Origin of the sequence: Clostridium beijerinckii HUN142, assembly GCF_000621745.1 — a bacterium.
Taxonomy (GTDB): Bacteria; Bacillota; Clostridia; order Clostridiales; family Clostridiaceae; genus Clostridium; species Clostridium beijerinckii_A.
This window is the reverse complement of record NZ_JHXK01000020.1, coordinates 130,154-151,598: the sequence shown is the minus strand read 5'-3', so window position 1 is coordinate 151,598 and position 21,445 is coordinate 130,154. Positions and strand designations below refer to the sequence as shown.

At 31.7% G+C, this 21,445-nt stretch carries 16 protein-coding genes; 13 read left to right on the top strand and 3 right to left on the bottom strand.

All coding sequences use genetic code 11. From position 1 onward, the window contains the following. The first annotated feature begins 9 nt into the window (after nt 1–9). The 7 genes from T483_RS0111115 (at nt 10) to T483_RS0111085 (ending at nt 10,165) form a co-directional block, all read left to right on the top strand. On the top strand, nt 10–1,542 hold the full coding sequence (locus tag T483_RS0111115; protein WP_026886915.1) for a response regulator transcription factor: 1,533 nt from the start codon (nt 10–12) through the stop codon (nt 1,540–1,542). A 188-nt stretch (nt 1,543–1,730) separates the two neighbouring features. Beyond that, complete coding sequence (locus T483_RS0111110) at nt 1,731–2,984, top strand: ABC transporter substrate-binding protein (RefSeq protein ID WP_026886914.1); 1,254 nt, start codon at nt 1,731–1,733, stop codon at nt 2,982–2,984. A 432-nt stretch (nt 2,985–3,416) separates the two neighbouring features. Next, entirely contained in the window at nt 3,417–4,325 is a 909-nt protein-coding gene (locus tag T483_RS0111105; protein WP_026886913.1) for a carbohydrate ABC transporter permease, read from the top strand. Continuing rightward, a complete protein-coding gene (locus T483_RS0111100; RefSeq protein WP_026886912.1) occupies nt 4,325–5,170 on the top strand; it encodes a carbohydrate ABC transporter permease in 846 nt (281 codons plus the stop codon). Before T483_RS0111105 ends, T483_RS0111100 begins: the two co-directional genes overlap by 1 nt. A gap of 38 nt (nt 5,171–5,208) precedes the next feature. Continuing rightward, entirely contained in the window at nt 5,209–7,236 is a 2,028-nt protein-coding gene (locus T483_RS0111095) for a glycoside hydrolase family 31 protein (protein WP_026886911.1), read from the top strand. 201 nt (nt 7,237–7,437) lie between these two features. Continuing rightward, nucleotides 7,438–8,301, top strand: a complete 864-nt coding sequence (locus tag T483_RS0111090) for an ABC transporter substrate-binding protein (protein ID WP_026886910.1) — start codon at nt 7,438–7,440, stop codon at nt 8,299–8,301. Nucleotides 8,302–8,785: 484 nt separating this feature from the next. Next, nucleotides 8,786–10,165, top strand: coding sequence for an amino acid permease (locus T483_RS0111085; RefSeq protein WP_026886909.1), 1,380 nt, complete (start codon nt 8,786–8,788; stop codon nt 10,163–10,165). A gap of 85 nt (nt 10,166–10,250) precedes the next feature. On the opposite strand, the gene T483_RS0111080 is transcribed toward T483_RS0111085, so the two are convergent. Together T483_RS0111080 and T483_RS0111075 are read right to left on the bottom strand one after the other, a co-directional pair. Continuing rightward, nucleotides 10,251–11,051, bottom strand: a complete 801-nt coding sequence (locus T483_RS0111080) for a nitroreductase family protein (RefSeq protein WP_026886908.1) — start codon at nt 11,049–11,051, stop codon at nt 10,251–10,253. A 93-nt stretch (nt 11,052–11,144) separates the two neighbouring features. After that, a complete protein-coding gene (locus T483_RS0111075; protein WP_026886907.1) occupies nt 11,145–11,459 on the bottom strand; it encodes an ArsR/SmtB family transcription factor in 315 nt (104 codons plus the stop codon). Between the two features lie 386 nt (nt 11,460–11,845). Here T483_RS0111075 and T483_RS0111070 point away from each other — a divergent pair, with 386 nt between their 5' ends. The 5 genes from T483_RS0111070 (at nt 11,846) to T483_RS0111050 (ending at nt 18,290) form a co-directional block, all read left to right on the top strand. Continuing rightward, the gene (locus T483_RS0111070) at nt 11,846–12,631 is read left to right on the top strand and encodes an electron transfer flavoprotein subunit beta/FixA family protein (RefSeq protein ID WP_026886906.1); all 786 of its coding nucleotides are present in this window, start codon (nt 11,846–11,848) and stop codon (nt 12,629–12,631) included. 19 nt (nt 12,632–12,650) lie between these two features. Further along, nucleotides 12,651–13,589: an electron transfer flavoprotein subunit alpha/FixB family protein gene (locus T483_RS0111065; protein ID WP_026886905.1), complete on the top strand. Its 939-nt coding sequence runs from the start codon at nt 12,651–12,653 to the stop codon at nt 13,587–13,589. 300 nt (nt 13,590–13,889) lie between these two features. Further along, on the top strand, nt 13,890–15,425 hold the full coding sequence (locus tag T483_RS0111060) for an L-lactate permease (RefSeq protein WP_026886904.1): 1,536 nt from the start codon (nt 13,890–13,892) through the stop codon (nt 15,423–15,425). Between the two features lie 212 nt (nt 15,426–15,637). After that, nucleotides 15,638–17,065 carry an FAD-binding oxidoreductase gene (locus T483_RS0111055; RefSeq protein ID WP_026886903.1) on the top strand — a complete coding sequence of 476 codons (1,428 nt, stop codon included), beginning with the start codon at nt 15,638–15,640 and terminating at the stop codon, nt 17,063–17,065. Nucleotides 17,066–17,150: 85 nt separating this feature from the next. Further along, entirely contained in the window at nt 17,151–18,290 is a 1,140-nt protein-coding gene (locus T483_RS0111050) for an acyl-CoA dehydrogenase (RefSeq protein ID WP_026886902.1), read from the top strand. 520 nt (nt 18,291–18,810) lie between these two features. On the opposite strand, the gene T483_RS0111045 is transcribed toward T483_RS0111050, so the two are convergent. Continuing rightward, nucleotides 18,811–19,749: a helix-turn-helix transcriptional regulator gene (locus T483_RS0111045; protein ID WP_026886901.1), complete on the bottom strand. Its 939-nt coding sequence runs from the start codon at nt 19,747–19,749 to the stop codon at nt 18,811–18,813. 127 nt (nt 19,750–19,876) lie between these two features. Between T483_RS0111045 and T483_RS0111040 the strand changes: the two genes are divergently transcribed. Next, nucleotides 19,877–20,329: a VOC family protein gene (locus T483_RS0111040; protein WP_026886900.1), complete on the top strand. Its 453-nt coding sequence runs from the start codon at nt 19,877–19,879 to the stop codon at nt 20,327–20,329. Nucleotides 20,330–21,445 lie beyond the last annotated feature (1,116 nt).

Genomic DNA, 21,445 nt, shown 5'->3' with positions numbered 1-21,445 from the left:
GTGATATTTATGAAAATTTTAATTGTAGAAGATGAAATTAATGCCAGAGAAGGGCTGGGAAACTTATTAGGAAAGATTAATGAAAATTACATCGTTTGTGGAAAAGCATCTGACGGAGAGCAAGGATTCCTTTTAGCTAAAGAGCATATGCCGGATCTTATTTTTACAGATATTGAAATGCCGAAAATAAATGGATTAGATATGCTCCAAAAAATTAAAGATTGTGGTCAAGATCCATATATTATTATACTCAGTGGATATTCAGACTTTAAGTATGCACAAAAAGGGATAAAACTTGGAGTGAAAGAGTACTTGTTGAAACCTATAACTTACACTGCTTTAAAAAATACCATGGAGGATATTGAAAAAAAGCTTAATTTAAGTAAGGAAAAAGATGCACTTCTAGAAGAAGGGATACTTAAGGAAGAAATATTAGGACAAGTACTATTAAATAAAGGACAAAATTTAGAGCATTTTTATAAAATAATTGAAAGTAAAGTAAAGCAAAATGAAAATATATATGTTGTCAATTTACATCTTAGAGATAAATATGAAGATAAGATTGAACTTATAATAAAAGAGATTTATGAAGCTATGAAGAATTACAATATCGGAAATTTCTATTACTCTATTTTAAAAGAGTATAATTATTTTCCTATTCTAGTAATTACTAAAACAGCTTATTTAGAATTTATAAAAATGTTAAAGCATAATCTATTATTTTCACTTAGGAGGAAGGGATTCTTAAGTACTACGATTAGTATTATTAATCTAAACGAACTAGCTGAAATTAAAAGTTCGTTTAAAAAGCTACAGAGATTGTCTAAATGGCCCATTTCATTTGGAAATGATGAAGTGATTTATGAAGAACTAATATCTAAATTAAAAATAAATCATTGTAATTATCCAAGAGAGATTGAAACGGAAGTATTAAGAGCCATAAAAAACAATGATCAGAAAAAATTAGATGATATCAATAAAAAATTTGTTTCATACTTGAAAGAAAACATCTATGACCCATGCGAGATAATTAATGTTAGCTGCAAGTATATTTTTTCAATCTTAACTGTGGCTAAAAGTTGCAACAGTAATCTTTATACAGAGTTCAATAATGAAGGGGTTTTAGATTCAATTAGAAACAGCTTTACATTTGATGAGTTAAAAGAGAGGCTAAATTATATAATCAGTAAGATGTGTGAAAGAAATGATGAGGGAACTAAAGTAAATTCATTGATTGTAAGAAAAGCTATAAATTATATAAAAGAGTATTATAGTGATAAAATTTCTCTTGAGGAAATAGCAAGTGGTATGAATATAACCCCAGAATATTTAAGCAGGTTATTTACAAAGGAACTTGGAAAAAGTTTTTCGGATTATTTAAAGGAATTTAGAATTCATAAAGCAAAGGAATTATTAGGAAGTAATAAGCTAAAAATTTATGAAATTGCAGAGAAGGTCGGGTATAGTGACTCTAAATACTTTTGCAAAGTTTTTAAAGAATCAACAGGTATGTCCCCAAAGGAATATATGAAATTTTATTGAGGGATGATAAAGAAAGAATAAGTCAGTATGCTTGCTATTTTATTTAATAAGCTTAAATGCAAAGTGTAAAATTAATATCATGATTTTACACTTTTTTCATGATAATAGAATATTAGAAGTAATTTAGAAGATGTAATATTAAGTTATAGAAAACGTTATTATTCATAAGAATTTAGGAGGTAAATAAAATGAAAAAAACTAAAAAGTTACTGGCTTGTTTGACAGCTATTGCAATGTCGGCAACTATATTTATTGGATGTGGAAGCAGTGGTGGGGGCACAACTCAAACTAAAGCTGATCCGTCAGGAAAGACAACGGTTACAGTATGGCACTATTTTGATGGGCAGCAACAACAAAGTGCCATGCAAAATCTTGCTGATAAATATAACAAATCTCAAGATAAGGTAGAAGTTCAAGTGGAATTTGTACCAAGAGCTGAACTTACTAAACAGTTTACAATAGGACTTGTTGCTGACAAACTACCTGACATAGGTTTAGTTGATAATCCAGATATGGCTTCATTTTCGGCAATGGGATTATTTGCAGATATTACAGATAAGATGAATTCCTATGATGGTAAAGATCAATTTTACCCAGGACCGATTTCGTCATGTCAGTTAGATGGAAAATACTATGGAATCCCACTCGGAAGTAATGATTTAGCTTTATTTTATAATAAAGACATGTTAAGTGCTGCGGGAGTTGAGCCGCCTACAACTTTTGATGAATTAAAGACTGCAGCTAAGAAATTAACAAAAGGAGATACTTATGGTTTAGCTATAGCTGCACCAAAGAATGAGGAAGGAACATTTCAATATCTTCCATGGCTTCTTTCAACAGGCGCTAAATTTAATGAAGTTGGAAGTCAGGCGGGAATAAGTTCTCTTCAATATCTCACTGATCTTATAAAAAATGGATCGATGAGTAAAGAAGTTATAAACTGGACACAAAATGATTTAGAAAAACAATTTGTAACTAATAAAGCAGCCATGATTACAGATGGTCCATGGATTATAGATACAGTTAAGAAGGATGCACCAAACCTAAATTGGGGAGTTGTAAAAATTCCTAAGGATAAAGTATTTGCATCGGATTTAGGTGGAGAAAACTGGGGCATCATTAAAGGTCATCATGAAGCTGAAGCTTGGGATTTTATTAAATACACTCAGCAAAAAGATAATATGACTGAATATTGCGCTGATTTTGGATACATTCCACCTAGAAAGGATGTAGCAGAAAGTGATGATAAAATAACTAAAGACCAAGTTATGAGCGTGTTCTTAGATGAATTACAATATGCAATGCCAAGAGGACCACATGCAAAATGGCCAGAGATTTCCGATGCCATGTCTACTGCAATGCAGGAAAGTTTTACAAATGCAAAGACACCAGAGCAAGCAGCAAAAGATGCGCAGGTTAAGGTTGATGCAGTATTAAGATAAATTTATAGATACCAACTTTAAAACTGAATTTATGTGTTAACTTACCGAAATCATAAATATTTTGATTCCGAAAAGCTATGAAAATATCGCTGAAGGTTCTAAGCAGCAGGTTGCATCCAATTTAGCATGCTCCAACTTTCCTAGGGAAGCTCGACTCATTACATTCGCTGAGGAAGTTCGAGAACCCAAAATAAAATTTTGGACTCTCACTTCACAAGCTAAAATGGAACAACCTACAGCTAAGAACCTTTAACAGCTCATTTTCAAATGTTTTCTTCACAAATATATTTATGATTTCTAGTGAAGATATTAAATCAAAGTGTTATCAATTTTGTGAAATTCTTAAATTGTTTAACTATATAAAAAACTAAAGGTGTCTTAAAACTTAGTGAAAGACGCCTTTAAATTGAAGCAAGGTAGGTGAATATAACTTTGAAAAATAAATATAGCAGAGAATTTATTAAGGAAGAAAGAAAAGGGTACATATTTGTGCTCCCAGCATTAATATTTATGCTGGCCTTTGTGGGGTACCCGATTATATATAATTTTATTTTAAGTTTTCATGATGTAAATGTAACGACTTTTAGTCAGCCTGTTAAACCCTTTGTTGGTTTAGGAAACTATATTGAAGTATTTAAAGATCCTGCAATGCCAATAAGTATTTGGAATACTTTAGTTTTCACCATAGGAAGTATATCAATTCAATTTATTATAGGATTAGGACTAGCTTTGCTTTTCAACTTAAAGTTTAAGCTTTCTGAACCTCTTAGAGGTCTTATGGTAGTAAGTTATCTTGTACCTATGACAGTAACGGCATTATTGTTCAAATTTATGTATAGTACAAGTGGAGGAATAATAAATGAATTACTTATGAAATTCAATTTGATATCACAGCCTATAGGGTGGATTATAGATAGCAAGACTTCGATGCTATCAGTTATATTAACAAACTCATGGGTTGGAATTCCGTTTAATATGCTGTTATTAACAACTGGGTTAAGTAACATTCCATATGATTTATATGAGGCAGCTAAAGTTGATGGAGCTAATGTAATTCAGAGATTCTTTAAAATAACTCTGCCATCATTAAGACCAGCAATTTTATCCGTATTAGTTCTTGGATTTATTTATACATTTAAAGTTTTTGATTTAGTATTTGTTATGACAAATGGAGGTCCAGTTAATAGTACTGAACTAATGTCAACTTTTGCATATAAACTTTCATTTACGCAATTTTCATTTAGTAAAGGTGCTACTGTTGCCAATGTATTGTTTGCTATTTTATTCTGCGTAAGTTTAGGGTACCTCAAATTGATAAAGGAAGATGAGGTGATTGGATAATGAAGAAGGTTATTCTTAGGGATAAACAAAAAAATATAATATTATGCTGTGTATCAATTTGCATAGCTTGTATTATGCTTTTTCCAATATATTGGATTATAGTAAGTTCATTTAAAACTAATGCTGAAATCTTTGCATCACCTCCAACTTTCATACCTAAAGATTTTACATTAAGTAGTTATACAGACCAATTTACAGGAAAGAGCAGCATACTAGTAACACTAGGTAATAGCTGCAAGGTTGCATTCGCTTCAATGATCTTAGCATGTGTATTAGCTATTCCGGCTGCATATGGTTTGGCGAGGTTTAGAATGAGAGGCAAAAAGGCATTTATCTTGATATTTTTGGTAACTCAGATGCTTCCAGTAGCACTATTACTAACACCAATGTTTTTAGTCTATAAAAATTTACATCTACTAGATACTCTTTGGGCTCCAATATTATCAGATGCAACAATATCTGTTCCATTTGTAGTTCTTATTCTTAGAACTTATTTTCTTGCTTTGCCAAAAGAACTTGAAGATTCAGCAAAGATTGATGGTTGTAATACATTTACAGCATTTACAAAGATAATGCTTCCAATATCTTATCCAGGACTCATAATGACAGGAGCCTTTTCCTTCTTATATGCTTGGGGTGATTTAGCTTATTCACTAACATTTTTAACCAGTCCAGAAAAGAGAACTATGACAGCTAGTATATATAACTTTATGGGTAAGTACGGAATACAGTGGAATTCTATAATGGCTTACGGAGTACTTTTGGTTTTGCCTGTTGTTTTAATATTCATATTCCTTCAAAAATATATAATTGGAGGATTAACTAATGGTGCTGTTAAAGGCTAAGCATGAATTTAATTATTCAAAGATTGGAGGGTTCATATATGGAATCGAATAAGGAATTTAATTTAGATGATAGTGTTTTTGAAGTTTATGGAAATGTATTAATTCGCAAATATGACTGTAAAACGTTACGAATTGAGCCTTGGGGAAAAAATAGTTTACGTATACGCAGCACTAATCAAGCAGAATTTATCAATGATGATTGGGCCTTATTGCCACAAGAAAGTTGTGAAATTAAGATTAAGATTGAAAATAATGAAGCATATATAGAGAATGGAAAAATTCATGCAAGGATTGATAAAGAAGGAAAAATAACATTTTATAATGATAAAGATGATGTTCTTTTGGAAGAGTATGTAAGAAATAGGAAAAATGTAAATAGGTTTTGTAGTGCTTTAGAGATAGAAGCACGTGAATTTAAACCTATTCTTGGTGGAGATTATACATTAACCATGAGATTTGAATCAAATCCAAAGGAAAAGTTATTTGGTATGGGACAATATCAGCAGCCAAATCTAGATTTAAAAAACTGCGTACTTGAACTTGCACATAGAAATTCTCAAGCTAGTGTTCCATTTGTATTATCAAGTTTAGGATATGGAATGCTCTGGAATAACCCAGGCATTGGAAAAGTTACTTTTGGAAGAAATATTACGGAATGGATAGCGAATTCTACTAAGCAATTAGATTATTTTATAACAGCAGGTGATACGCCAGCAGAAATAGAAGAAGCTTATGCAAAGGCAACTGGAACTGTTCCAATGATGCCGGATTATGCTATGGGTTTTTGGCAATGTAAATTGAGATACCAAACCCAAGAAGAGTTATTAAGCATTGCACGTGAATATAAGAAAAGGAATTTGCCAATTTCTGTTATAGTAGTTGACTTTTTTCATTGGCCAAAACAAGGAGAATGGAAGTTTGATTTAGATTATTGGCCTGATCCTGATGCTATGATTAAAGAACTTAAAGAAATGGGCATTGAGTTAATGGTTTCTATTTGGCCAACAGTAGATAAGACAAGCGAAAATTATGATAAGATGCTTAAAAAAGGTTATTTAGTAAGAGTTGATAGGGGAATTAGAACAACTATGGACTTTTTAGGAGATACTGTTTTCTATGATCCAACAAATCCAGAGGCCCGTGAGTTTGTATGGAAAACTGCGAAGAAAAACTACTATGATAAAGGTATCAAAATATTTTGGCTTGATGAAGCTGAACCAGAATATTCGGTTTATGATTTTGATAATTATAGATATCACTTAGGTCCAAATGTACAAATAGGTAATATATATCCGGCTATGTACGCAAAAACGTTTTTTGATGGCATGAAGAAAGAAGGACAGGAAAATATAATTAATCTTCTTAGATGCGCATGGGCAGGAAGCCAACGTTATGGAGCACTTGTATGGTCTGGAGACATTGATTCAAGTTTTGAATCTTTAAGAAATCAATTTGCAGCAGGGCTTAACATGGGAATTGCAGGTATACCATGGTGGACAACTGATATAGGAGGATTCCATGGTGGGAATCCAGATGATCCAGACTTTAGAGAATGCATAATTCGATGGTTTGAATATGGAACATTCTGTCCTGTATTTAGGTTACATGGTGATCGTGAGCCACATTCAAAGCCACTTGGAACTAGTGGTGGAGGACTATGTGCAAGCGGTGCAGCTAATGAAGTATGGAGTTATGGTGACGAGGCATATGAAATATTTAAGAAATATATGCTTATTCGTGAAAGGATGAGACCTTATATTACTGAAATCATGAAGGAAGCACATGAAAAGGGAACTCCAGTTATAAGACCATTATTCTATGATTTTTCAGAAGATGAGATTTGTTGGGAGGTTACAGATGAGTATATGTTTGGACCAGATATTCTTGTAGCTCCAATACTCCATAAAGGAAAGAGATCAAGAAAAGTGTATTTGCCAAAAGGTGCAAATTGGAAAGATGTAAATTCAGGGAAGATATTTAATGGCGGACAAGTAATAGACTATAGTGCTCCATTAGAAATAATACCATTATTCCTTAAGGATGAAGCAGAAGTTTCAATTATTTAATGAGAAAGATAAGTGATAAGAGTTTATGTTAAGTAAACTCTTATTTTTGTTTAAAAACTGAATTCTATGTTTAAAATTTGCTATTTTATAACAAAATAGAAATAGTATATTAAAATTGAGGTTTCATTTTATTTGATGCACTTTGTAAGATATGGCTCAACAGTATTTTATAAATCTAAATGACACCTAAAGGAGAGCAGCATGAGGAAATTATCGAGAAATGTATTGATGTTAATTATTATTATAAATTTTTTAGGAATAATGTTTGAAGGTAGTGCTGGAAGATATGACAGTAGAGCGATAGTAACCAATGTATCAGAACAAAAGGATAGACTGCAGTTGATAAAAGAAAAAGGAGTGATAACTGTCGCTTCACCGCAAAATGATGTTTCATATTTTTATATAGATCCAAGTACAAAAAAAATAGAGGGAACTGAGGCTGATATAATAACCGAAATTGGAAGCAGGCTTGGAATCAATAAAATTGAAACTAGGAACTCACCATTTGTAAATTTATTAGATAAATTAAATACTGATGACAGCATAGATATTGCATCAGGTGGAATATTTATAACTCCGGAACGTGAAAATATAGTGGCATTTACTCAGCCAATATATAAGGCCACAGAAGCTGTTGTTGTTCCAACACTTTCAAATATAAATTTTAAAAGCGATTTAAAAAACGCAGTAGTTGGGGTAGAAAAGGGTACAGTGTATGAGAGCATGGGTGAAAGGTGGAAAAATGATAAAATAATAAAGGACATTGCACTTTTCCAAAATTCAACTGAATTATTGGATGCTATATATAAAAGAAAGATAGATGCAGGGTTAGTTGACTCCGTTATAGTGAAATATTCTTTATTAAAAAATAAAAATATACCTTTGAGAATACTAAAAGATTATACGCCTGAATTAAGTGGAAATATAGCTATAGCAGTAAGAAAAAATGACACAACGTTATTAAATGCATTAAATGAAAAAATAAGAGAGATGAAGGCAGACGGTACCTTATATGCTATTCTTGTAGAAAATGGGCTTGATAAAAATAATATGATTTCTAATTAATTGCTTACATAAGTTTACGATAGATTTCGATAAATAAATCTGGGGGACATATATATTTTTTTCTGTAATAAAGGGTCAAATGAAAGTATTATGACAAAATAACATTTATATTTATATAAATTTCCTATAAAAATCAAGAAATCGTTGCAACTTTGTCAAAAATGTATTAGTATTTAACAGTGAAAATTAAATTTTTAGAGCAATATATTGGGGAAATAATAGCTACAAAAATTCGCATGATTATAAAATACTTAGAACAAAATCGCAGGCGACTGTGGAGCCGAAGATTTTTTCACGCATCTGCCTTTTCGAACTCATGTGAGAAAAATTTGGCAGGTGAATAAGATTTCTTTTTTATTCTTTTTAAAATACAAAAACTAATCAATCAACCTTTTTTAAGTTATCCACAGATTTTATTGGAATATAAATTCCTAAAGAATAAAAGGCATTTATATAGATGCTTTAATAAAGATGGGGGAAGAAAATGGATAAATCAACATCAGAAAATCAAAATTTATCGAGAGGACTAAAAAATCGGCATGTTCAGTTACTTGCCATAGGAGGAGCAATTGGTACAGGACTGTTCCTTGGTTCAGGAAGATCAATTCACTTGGCTGGTCCAGCTATCTTATTTGCTTATATAATAACAGGTATAATTTGCTTCTTTATTATGCGTGCCCTTGGGGAATTATTACTATCTAATTTAAATTATCATTCATTTGTAGACTTTGTATATGATTATTTAGGGAACGGAGCAGCGTTTATTACTGGATGGACTTACTGGTTCTGCTGGATATCAGTTGGAATGGCTGACTTAACTGCCGCAGGGCTTTACATACAATACTGGCTTCCCAATGTACCTCAATGGATTCCAAGTCTTATTGTTCTTGTAATTTTACTAATTATGAATCTTACAGCAGTAAAACTATTTGGAGAGATGGAATTTTGGTTTGCTTTAATTAAAGTTGTTGCAATCTTGGCATTAATTATAATTGGGACAGTTATGATTATTAAAGGTTTTTCTACAGATGCTGGTACATCTAGCTTTGCAAATCTTTGGAGTCATGGAGGCTTATTTCCAAATGGAATAAATGGTTTTATTCTTTCATTCCAAATGGTAGTGTTCGCTTTTGCTGGAATTGAATTGGTTGGACTTACGGCTGGTGAAACTGAAAAACCAGAATATGTTATTCCAAAAGCTATTAACAATATTCCAATTAGAATCATTATATTCTACATAGGGGCACTTATTGTTATTATGAGCATATATCCTTGGAACTCAATTAATCCAGATAAAAGTCCATTTGTGCAGGTGTTTGCAGCAGTAGGAATTGCAGCAGCAGCAAGTATTGTAAATTTCGTTGTATTAACATCAGCAGCATCTGCTTGTAATAGTGCTATCTTCAGTACAAGTCGTATGGTTTACTCTCTTGCAAAAGAAGAAAATGCACCTGAATCGATGAAAAAGCTGACTTCTAGTCAAGTACCTTCAAATGCTACAATGTTTTCGGCAATTGTCATCTTGATTTCAGTTATTTTAAACTTTGTTATGCCTGAAGGGGTATTTGTACTTATAACAAGTATATCAACATTTTGCTTTATCTACATTTGGGCAATAATAGTTATCTGCCATATAAGATATCGTAAAACTAATCCTGAACTTGCTGCAAAGAGCAAATTTAAAATGCCGTTCTATCCAGTAATAAACTATATAATTCTAGCATTTTTTGCTTTTATCTTAGTTGTATTGGCACTTAATAATGAAACTCGTGTTGCTTTATTTGTAACACCTGTATGGTTTATAGTTCTTGGTATTATTTACAACATACTTAAAGCAAAAAAGAAAAATGGAGAAAATGCTTAGTAAGCATTTATATATAGTTCTGAAATTTTAATAGAAAGAAAAAAGCTATCGTTTACAGGATAGCTTTTTTCAGTGTAATTATTAATTATTCTATAAAAGTAGCATCTAATGGGTTTCTATCAACTAATCTATTATAATTATACTTTGGATATCCAACCATAACGGCACCTACGACTTTTTTATCTTTAGGAATATTGAATAATTTAAGCAGTGGTGAGTCTTCAATGGCTATGCAATGCTCGAAAATTCCAGCCCAGCATGATCCAAGTCCTAGGGAAGGGGCGAATAATTCAAGATAAGTTAAAAAAGAAATAGCATTATTACGACCGTTTGAAAAATTCTTATCTGATGTTGCAATTATTAAATTTGGAGCACCACGGAAGACTGAATCATATCCATCTTCTCTATAACTTTTTATAGCTTCTTCTACTAAATGTCTTAAAGGTGAATTTTCTATGATTTGGATAGTTATTTCTAAAGCTTGTTCAAGTAATTGCTTATTTTGAACTACAATAAAGGATATGCCTTGACTATTACTTGCAGTAGGAGCCAATCTTGCAATATCAATTAATTTTGCCAATTTTTCTCTTGATACAGGTTCAGTTTTGTAATTTCTTATGGAACGGCGAGATCTTAAGAAATATTCTGCCTGCTTTTCGTTTAGTTTAGTAAAATCTTTTAAATCAATTTGATCTTTTAAAGGCGATTTTTTATTATCTATCGCAGTATTAGGACATATAGCGGTGCAATGTCCACAGGCAATACAATTAGAGTTTTCCATTTCTTCGGGCCCATGTGATCCCATCTTTAGAAAAGCCACAGGACATTCTTTAATACATAACTCACATTTTATACATTTTGCTTCATTCACAGTAATAAGATTCATTTTAGTCAAATCCTTTCAAAATCATTTATTTTTGTGTATATGTGCACATTCATACACATTTACATTAAAGAAGAAAGGCATTACTGCCTTTTCTTAATAAACCTTATTTTTGATATACTCTTTTAAAGTGTTTGTAGTTGTCTCAAATTTTTCAAGAATGTACTCGCTATTAATTTCATAGAAAGTAATTCTGTTTAGCTTTTCCTTGTTTAAGATTTTATATCGATTCATTAATTCTAAATGCCTTGAAATAACAGACCTATCTTGAGTAAAGTTTTCTGCAATTTCTGTGATATTCTTCTTTCCATTTATTGCGAGAAACTTTAAGATTTCACTTCTTACAGGATCAAAAAGAGTTTTATAGAATTCAAAATCACCACATTCAAATAAATTATTTTGATTTTCCATTTGCATCACCAATTAAATTATATGTGCACACATATGCACATGTCAAGAAATTTATTTATGTAAGTTATGATTTAGTAATGAGATGAATGCGCAGTAATCTTAGTTTTGGCAATAAATATAGCTAATAAATCATGGTAATTTTATCATCAGCCTAAGTCAATATAACCTAAAATATATTCTTAAAAAAATTTTTATATTAGGGATTGAAATATTTGGTACCGTGTGTTAGAATTTACTTGTGAATTGGTAAGACCAATTTACGATATCGTATACAAAAAATGAATTAACGATAGTATTTATTTGATGGTGCTTTTTACCACCAAAACACAGACTGGTTTTATCAAAAAACAATTTAGCAATATAAAAGGATAAAGGAGAGGGAAAGTATGCAGATTCTGTTATGTGTAAAACAGGTTCCAGATGATTCTATTGAAATTCATTTGGATAATGAAATGAAAAAACCTAAATTAAATGGAGTCAGTTTGGTTGCAAATGCATTTGATACATATGCATTAGAACTAGCAGTTCGTTTTACCGAGGCTCATGGAGGAAAAGTTAGTGTATTAACAGTTGGAGCAGATGATTCTTTAAACACATTAAAAAATTGTCTTGCTGTAGGAGCTAAAGAAGCATTTTTTGTAAAAGATGATCTATATGCAGATTTAGATGCTATGGGAACAGCTGATGTTTTGGCAGATGCTATTCATAAGATAGAAAAAGACAAAGGTGAAAAATTCGATTTGATTCTTTGTGGAAAAGAATCTACAGATGAAATTACTGGTCAAGTGGGAGCTATGCTTTCAGAAAAATTAGGGACAGGCTATGTCAGCAGTGCTATTGAAATCGATTTAAAAGATGATTCCGTAGAAATTCATCAAGAAACTGAAGAAGGATATAATATAGTTTCTTTAGGATGTCCAGCAGTAGTAACAGTAAGTAAACCAGATTATGATCCACGTTACCCTACTATTAAAAGTAAGATGGCAAGCCGTAAGGCAGTCATTCCAACTTATTCAGCAGCAGAAATTGGAGAGGTAAAACAAGCAAAAGTACGCTTAATTGAATATGTTGCACCTCCTAAGAAAGAGGCTGGTATCAAGATTCAAGAGAAGGACGCTACTTTAGCAGTAAGTGCTGTTATGGAGCAAATGAAAAAAGATAAGGCAATCTAATTAAGGAGGAAACGAAAGTATGAAAGCATTATTATTCATTGAAACAGATGGAGAAAAGGCATTAGGTGGAAGTATTGAACTTATTAGTGCAGCAAAAGCACTAGATGCAGAAGGAACAGCTATTGTAGTAGGAAATAAAGCTATTGCAGATACAATAGCAACATTCGGAATTCCAGTTATTTTTACTGATATAGATACAGACTGTGATACTTTGACAGAAGTATTATCAGAAACTGTTAAGGAACAAAATCCAGATATTGTTTTATTAGCTAATACAACACTTGCTAAAGATGTCGCACCACGTATTGCAGGTCGTATGAATTTGGGATGCGTAAGTGACGTAATAGGATTGAGTAAAGCTGATGGTAAAGTTATATACACTAGACCAGCTTATGGCGGTACAATTTTAGAACATATTGAAGTAGAGGGAACAGCTGTAGTTACGGTTAGAAATGGAAGCTTTCCAAAATCAGAAGCTACTTCAAATGCGGATGTTACTGAAAAGAAAGTAGAAATTCCAGCTGATGCTGTTAAGGCAAAAATTATTGATACAGTAAAAGAAATTTCTGAATCTGTTAATTTAGAAGAAGCTGAGGTTATTGTTTCTGGTGGACGTGGAATGGGAAATGCAGAGAATTTTAAATTAGTTGAAGAATTAGCACGCGTACTTGGTGGCGTAGTAGGCGCAACAAGACCAGCAATTGAAGACGGATGGATCTCTCGTGCACACCAAGTTGGACAATCAGGAAAAATCGTAGCACCAAAACTTTATATTGCATGCGGTATTTCTGGTGCAACACAACATACATCAGGAATGACAGGCTCTAGTTATATTGTGGCAATTAATAAAGATGAAGAAGCTCCGATTTTTGAAGTTGCTAATGTAGCGATTGTTGGAAATGTAAATGAAATCCTTCCAGTTATGATTGAAGAAATGAAAAAAGCAAAATCAGAATAAATACTTTTTCCAGATAAGATAAATGGTTATCGCACTAAAGAATTAGTGTGATAACCAAAAAAATAAATCTCAATTCACAAGAAAATGAAATTATGTATAAATTTCACACTTGCATACTTGGAGAATTATTAAAAAACATAAATGAATAAGAAACGCAGCATATAAAAAACAACTAAATCCGAATATATGTAAAAATAGTACTAAATTAACAAGTGGGAAGCTATGTAATTAGGACCAAAATAGTAATAACAATTTTTAAAAGGTTATGCCATTTGAAAATTGTATAAGGAGGATAAAAGAATGTTGTTTTTTAAATTCTTAATGGCAATATTACCTATCATTTGGCTTATAGTTGCACTCAGTGGGTTAAAAATGCCAGGTTATAAAGCTTGCTCTATTGCACTTGTTCTTACAATGTTTTTAGCTATTTTTTTCTGGAAATTAAATGTGGTTTATACTGTGACAGGGGTATTTGAAGGAGTACTCAACGCATTGTGGCCAATCTGTTTAGTTATCGTTGCAGCTTTGTTTACGTACAATTTAATTTTACGTACAGGTGCGATGGATTTCATAAAAGAAATGTTGGCCGGAGTTTCTATGGATAAAAGGGTTTTAACATTAATTATTGGATGGGGATTCGGTAATTTCATGGAGGGAATGGCTGGATTTGGAACAGCAGTTGCTATTCCAGCATCTATGCTTGCTGGTGTTGGATTAAATCCATTTTCAGCAGTTCTAGCATGTTTGGTTGCTAACAGTACACCAACAGCATTTGGTTCAGTAGGAATACCACTCGTAACACTTTCGGCAGTAACCGGAGTTGGATCAAACACATTAGCAGTAAATACAGTAATGATTGAAGGAATTCTTTGTTTTATAAGTCCATTTATTATGGTATGTATCGTAGGTGGAGGAATAAAGGCATTGAAGGGAGCATTTCTTGTTACATTAGTCGCTGCATTGTCATTTACAGTACCTGCTTATATTACAGCAACAGCGGTTGGAGCAGAACTTCCAGATATAGTAGGATCTATTTCTTGTATGATATGTACAGTTGCAGCAGCAAAAATCTTTAATAAAAAGCCTCAAGATGAGTATTGCATTCAAATTAACAAGAAAAAGGAAGAAACATCCTTATCATTTGGTAAAGCAGTACAAGCATGGTGTCCATTTATTTTAATATTCGTAATGTTAATGGCTACATCAACATTATGTGCACCAGTTCATAATGCAATTGCAGTATTTAAAACTAGCACAAGCGTATATGCAGGTAAAGGTGGAAATACACTAACTTTTAGCTGGATTAATACACCAGGTATTATCATTCTCGTTGCAGCAGTTATTGGTGGCCTCGTTCAAGGTGCAAAAATATCAACAATACTTGATGTACTGCGAAGTACATTAAAAGCAAATTGGAAAACAATCGTTACAATTTGTGCAGTTATGTCAACTGCAAAGGTAATGGGGTATAGCGGAATGATTTCAGATATTGCAAGTCTTTTAGTTGTAGTAACTGGAGGAGCATACCCATTAATTTCTCCATTAATTGGAGCAATTGGAGGATTTGTAACTGGATCAGGTACATCAACCAGTGTTTTATTTGGAGGATTACAAGTACAAACCGCGCAAAACCTTGGACTTTCTGGTGCATGGATGGCAGCAGCAAATACTCTTGGAGCAGGTATAGGAAAGATGATTTGCCCTCAAAGTATTGCAATTGGCGCAAGTGCAATTAATCAATCAGGTTCGGAAAGTAAAATTTTAAAAAGCGTATTTAAATATTTTGTGTGTTATGTAGTTATAGCTGGAATAGTATGTTTTGTTGGAACACTTTAAGGCAGTTGATATATATTACAGGTGACCATTTAAAGTTAACCAGGAAAATTCAGTATTTTTTAGAAAATTAAAGAACCTTATTAAAAAGTCTACATTGTCCACGGGATATCCTAAAGGGCATAAAGTGTAAACTGAATTAGTTTGGCGTAGTAATTTGCTAATTAAAGATAAAGTGAATTTTACACTTAATATGTTGGAAAGGAATGAATATTATGGCTGAGTATAACCAATTGACAGAAGAGCTAATCTCAAAATTGCAGGAGGCAGCACCGGGGCATATTTTAACAGGAGCTGATATAAATGAGGACTATAGTCACGATGAAATGCCTATCTACGGAAAGGTAGCTCCACAAGTTGTGTTTATGGCACATTCTACAGAGGAAGTTGCTGCAGTAGTAAAAATATGTAATGAAAATAAAATACCAGTAACGCCAAGAGGAGCAGGAACAGGGCTTACAGGTGGAGCAGTTCCACTACTCGGAGGAGTTCTAATTGATATTACAAAAATGAACAAAATACTTTCTTATGATTTAGAAAATTTTGTTGTTCATGTAGAAGCAGGAGTTTTATTAAATGATCTTGCAGAGGATTGTTTAAAACAAGGATTATTATATGCTCCAGATCCAGGTGAAAAGTTTGCTTGTTTAGGTGGAAATGTTGCAACAAATGCTGGTGGAATGAGAGCTGTTAAATACGGTGCAACACGTGATTATGTACGTGCAATGACAGTTGTTCTTCCAACAGGAGAAATTACTAAATTTGGAGCTACAGTATCAAAAACAAGTTCAGGTTACAGCCTTTTAAATTTAATGATTGGTTCAGAAGGTACACTTGGTATTATTACAGAACTTACATTGAAAGTAATGCCAGCACCAAAGGTAGTAGCAAGTTTAATTATTCCTTTTGAAAATTTAGATGATTGTATTTCTACTGTTCCTAAATTTAGAATGGAACACATGAATCCACAAGCGATAGAATTCATGGAAAGAGAAATTGTTTTATCTAGTGAAAGATATATTGGAAAGAGCGTATTCCCACAAGTAATCGATGGAGTTACTGCAAATGCTTATTTACTTGTTACTATAGATGCAGGGAATGAAGATGAATTAAATAATCTTATTGAGCAAGCAAGTGAAATAGTATTAGAAGCAGGAGCAATTGATGTTCTTGTAGCTGATACACCTGCAAAAATAAAAGATGCATGGGCTGCACGTTCAAGTTTCTTAGAAGCTATTATGGCAGAAACAAAATTGTTAGATGAATGTGATGTTGTAGTTCCAGTAAATAAAATCGCTCCTTATCTTGCTTTTGTAAATAAAACTGGTGAAGAGTGTGGAATAACTATTAAGAGTTTTGGACATGCAGGAGATGGAAATCTTCACATATACCAATGTAGTAATGATTTAGAAGAAGAAGAATTCAAAACAAGAGTTGATAAATTCTTTAAGATAATTTACGAAGAAGCAATCAAATGCGGTGGACTTGTTTCAGGAGAACATGGAATTGGTAGCGGAAAGATGAGTTATTTAGCTGATAGCGTTGGAGAAATAAATATGGAATTAATGAAAGGTATTAAAGAAGTATTTGATCCAAATTCTATTATGAATCCAGGTAAGGTATGCTGTCCAATAGAAGTTTAAGCTCATAATTAAAAAATTTATATATATATTAATATCCCATGAAATAAAAAGGAAAAGATGAAAAAAAGAAAGGTAGGAAATTAAAATGGATTTTAAACAAGATGAAAATCACCAACAATTACTAGAAATGTATCGTGAATTTGCAGAAAATGAGGTAAAACCAATTGCAAAAGAAATCGATGAAAGCATGCGATTCCCAGAAGAAAATGTAGCAAAAATGGCTGAAATGGGCTTGCTTGGAATTCCATTTCCTGAAGAATACGGCGGAGCTGGAATGGATACTTTAAGTTATATACAATGTGTAGAAGAATTATCTAAATGTTGTGGAACAACAGGCGTTATTGTTTCAGCACATACAAGCCTTTGTGCAACACCAATTTACACATATGGTACAGATGCGCAAAAAGAAAAATATCTAAAGCCACTTGCTTCAGGTGAAAAATTAGGTGCATTTGGATTAACAGAACCTGTAGCTGGAACTGATGCTTCAATGCAAAAGACAACAGCAGTATTAGAGGGAGATCATTATGTATTAAATGGAAGCAAAATCTTTATTACTAATGCAGGATATGCAGAAATATATATTGTTTTTGCTATGACAGATAAGAGTAAAGGAACAAAAGGTATTTCAGCATTTATAGTTGAAAAAGACTTCCCAGGATTTTCTGTTGGAAGCCATGAATTAAAGATGGGAATTCGTGCATCTTCTACATGTGAATTATTCTTTGATAACTGTATAGTTCCAAAGGAAAATCTTTTAGGAGAAGAAGGCAAAGGATTTGGTATTGCAATGGCAACTCTTGATGGAGGTCGTATTGGTATTGCTGCACAAGCTCTTGGTATTGCAGAAGGCGCAATAGAAGAGACTGTAAAATATGTTAAAGAACGTGTTCAATTTGGAAAATCTATTTCACAATTCCAAAATACACAATTTGAACTTGCTCAAATGCGTGCAAATACAGAAGCTGCAAAACTTTTAGTATATCAAGCTGCATGTGCAAAAGATGATCATCAAAAATTTACACATTTAGCTGCCATGGCAAAATTAATTTCTGCTAGAAATGCTACTGATGTAACAAATCGTTGTTTACAATTATTTGGTGGTTATGGATATACAAGCGATTATCCAATTGAAAGAATGATGCGTGATGCTAAGATAACAGAAATCTATGAAGGAACATCAGAAGTTCAAATGATGGTACTTTCAGGATGGATGCTTAGATAATATCATAAAAAAACCAATTAAAATGCCCTCACATTAGGCACATGAGAAAATAATAAATCAAACTGCATACTGATTTATTATTTTCGGATTGTGGATTAAACCTATTTAAATAAACTATATGAAAAAGACTAATTAAAATGCCCTCACGTTAGGCACATGAGAAAATAATAAATCAACTGCATACTGATTTACTATTTTCGAATTGTGAATTAAACCTATTTAAATAAACTATATGAAGATAACAAGTTTTCTACAATTTTAGGGAACTTGTTATTTTTTCTGTCTTTATATAGATACCTCAATTTAAAACTAGATTTATGTGGTAACTTACCGAAATCATAAATATTTTGATTCCGAAAAACTATGAAAATATCGCTGAAGGTTCTAAGCACCAGGTTGTATCCACTTTAGAGTGCTCCAACTTTCAGTCGTAATTTATAGCTCATAATTTTTCAATATCATCAATAAAAACTTATAAACTAAGGTTGTGATTGAATTAATATTTTATTATAGATAAGTTTTAAATTTCTTCATAATGATCTAGAATCTTCTTAATTTTTTCATAAATAATAGATTTTAATGATTGTGGTTTAACTGACTTAATAGACGTACCGTATTTAAGAAAATAATCAGATATGAATTCTTCTTCACCCACGTTAAAAAATCCCTTTATAATTGTCTTTGTTCCTAATTCTATTTTCATAGAAGGATAATTGTCCTTATAAAAAATATCTTTTTCACTATCTAAAATTTCTATTTCAAACTGAATGCTTTTATCAGATTGGTAGAACTCTAAGGGAGAGTTTATTAATTTTTCAATTGGAAATTCCAACTTATCATCACTAAATTCTAATGAGGTTATTTTATCACATCTAAAAACTTTGTATTTATTACTCTTAAGCTCTATTCCACTGGCATACCACTGTCCAAATTTAGAGGAAATTTGAAAGAACTGTATATGATAATTTACAGTTTTGCTATTTTTCAAATACTCAATTTTACAGCTAACTTCATTAATAATGCTTTCTAAAATATTATCTAAGAATTGACTAACACTATTATGCTTAGATGCTTCAAATTTTAAGACCTTTTTCATCTTATTAATTTCTTTTATTTGTTCTCCTGATAGACAGTTTTCAAATTTTTCATTTAGTTTTTCTATACTTAAATGAAAAGGCGTAGATTCGTAGGCTTTCAGTGTGAGCATTGCAAAATATAAAGCATATACTTCATCTATGGTAAATATAATAGGTGACAATAGTCTGTTTTTCAATATAACATATCTTCCGTACCTACCTTGCTCTGCATAAATAGGCATTCCCAATTCTTCTAATGAAGCAATGTCACGTAAAGCTGTACTTTTTGAAATGTTATATTTATTTATTAAATCACTTAGATTAAAGTAATCGAAGTCGTTTAAGTACATTATCATATGGTTTAATCTTTCTGATTTTTTCATATATCCTCCGTTGAAAAACTTTTTTGAATAAAAGTTTCATATTTTGACACCTTTAAGTATTATACTCTAATTATATCAATAATATAGTCATTGATATCTAATTTATTATACGAAGGAGATTAATATTATGAGTACAACGCTAGAAATTGCTATTTTCCTTTCAATGAATGGAGAAGCACAAGATGCTATTAATTTTTACAAGAAACACTTTAATGCAGAACAGTTAATGATTGTAACATACGCAGACCTAGTAAAGATGGGGGATAAATCAATTGAAATTAATGACGAAAATAAAACTCACATCGCTCACTCTATTTTAAAGATAGGGAAAACTAAAGTTATGATTAATGAAAATCCAATGGATACTAACGAAAAGTACAAAGCGGGTAATAATACCTCTCTATGTATTCAAAGTGCTGATTTGGAGGAAATCCAACAATTCTACAATAGCTTAATTACAGATGAAAGAGTTAGAATAATTGTACCATTAGCTAGTAATATATTTAGTAAAGCATATGGTATTATTGAAGACCCATTTGGTATTAAAATTCAATTATGTTTTGATGAGAGATTAAAGTAAAAATTATTCTTGTGATAAATATAGATACCCCAACTAAGACCTGAACTTATGTGGTAACTTACCGAAATCATAAATATTTTGTTACGAAAAGCTATAAAAATATCGCTGAAGCTTCTAAGCAGTAGGTTGTATCCACTTTAGCATGCTCCAACTTTCAGTTTGACAAGCTAAAATGGAACAACCTACCACTAAGAACCTTTAACAGCTCATTTTCAAATGTTTTCTACACAAATATATTTATGATTTCTAGTGAAGATATGAACTTAAAGTTTTAGAAACTTTGTAAATATGTTCATCTAATAAGTCTAATTCTTAAGTTGTTTATCTATATTTAAAAACTCTATCAGAGTTATTAAAATATATACTAAGATAGAGCTTTTTTATAATATAACAAAGTAATAATTTTTGATCTTTATGTTTATAATAATTTACGTTTGCATTCTAATGATAAATCATTTGCAGATTGTATATAACTTTTCTAGTTTATTAGAGATAATTCTATATTTATGTGTTAATTCTATAATTTAATTACCTTTTTAGTACAATTATATTCATTAAACACTATTTTGTATAAATTATAACTTATTTTTCTAATATATTAATTTTCAATGCTAATTTAAAACATAGCCTAAATCATAAATCTAGTTCGAAGTGAGGACACTAAATAACTAAAAATATCACTAATCTCGACATATCTGCATATTTTTGCGGGTCATTTATGTCTAAAAGATGGTTATAAGGCTATTAGATGTTCTCCTGAAGTGGAACTTATTTTTTAAACAATCTTAAGCAAAAACAGGTGTACTTCTTCAGTGGCTTCTTCTGTAGTTTATCTATACATATAAAGAGTTGTTACGTTTGAATCCATGCAAGCATAGAAATTGGGTACATATTTGTGCAATAGGCATTTGAAAATAAGCTGTGTAGGTTCTTGATGGGAGGTTGTTCTATTTACTGATTGTCACGCTGAAAGCGGGAGCGTGCAGTAATGGCGGCAACCTGTCATTTTAGAACCTTTCAGCGAAATTTTCATAGTCCTATGGAACTAATATGTATTCAATTTCGGTTGTCGTACGAAACTTTAAAAGGAAACTCGACTCACATACGTTCACTGAG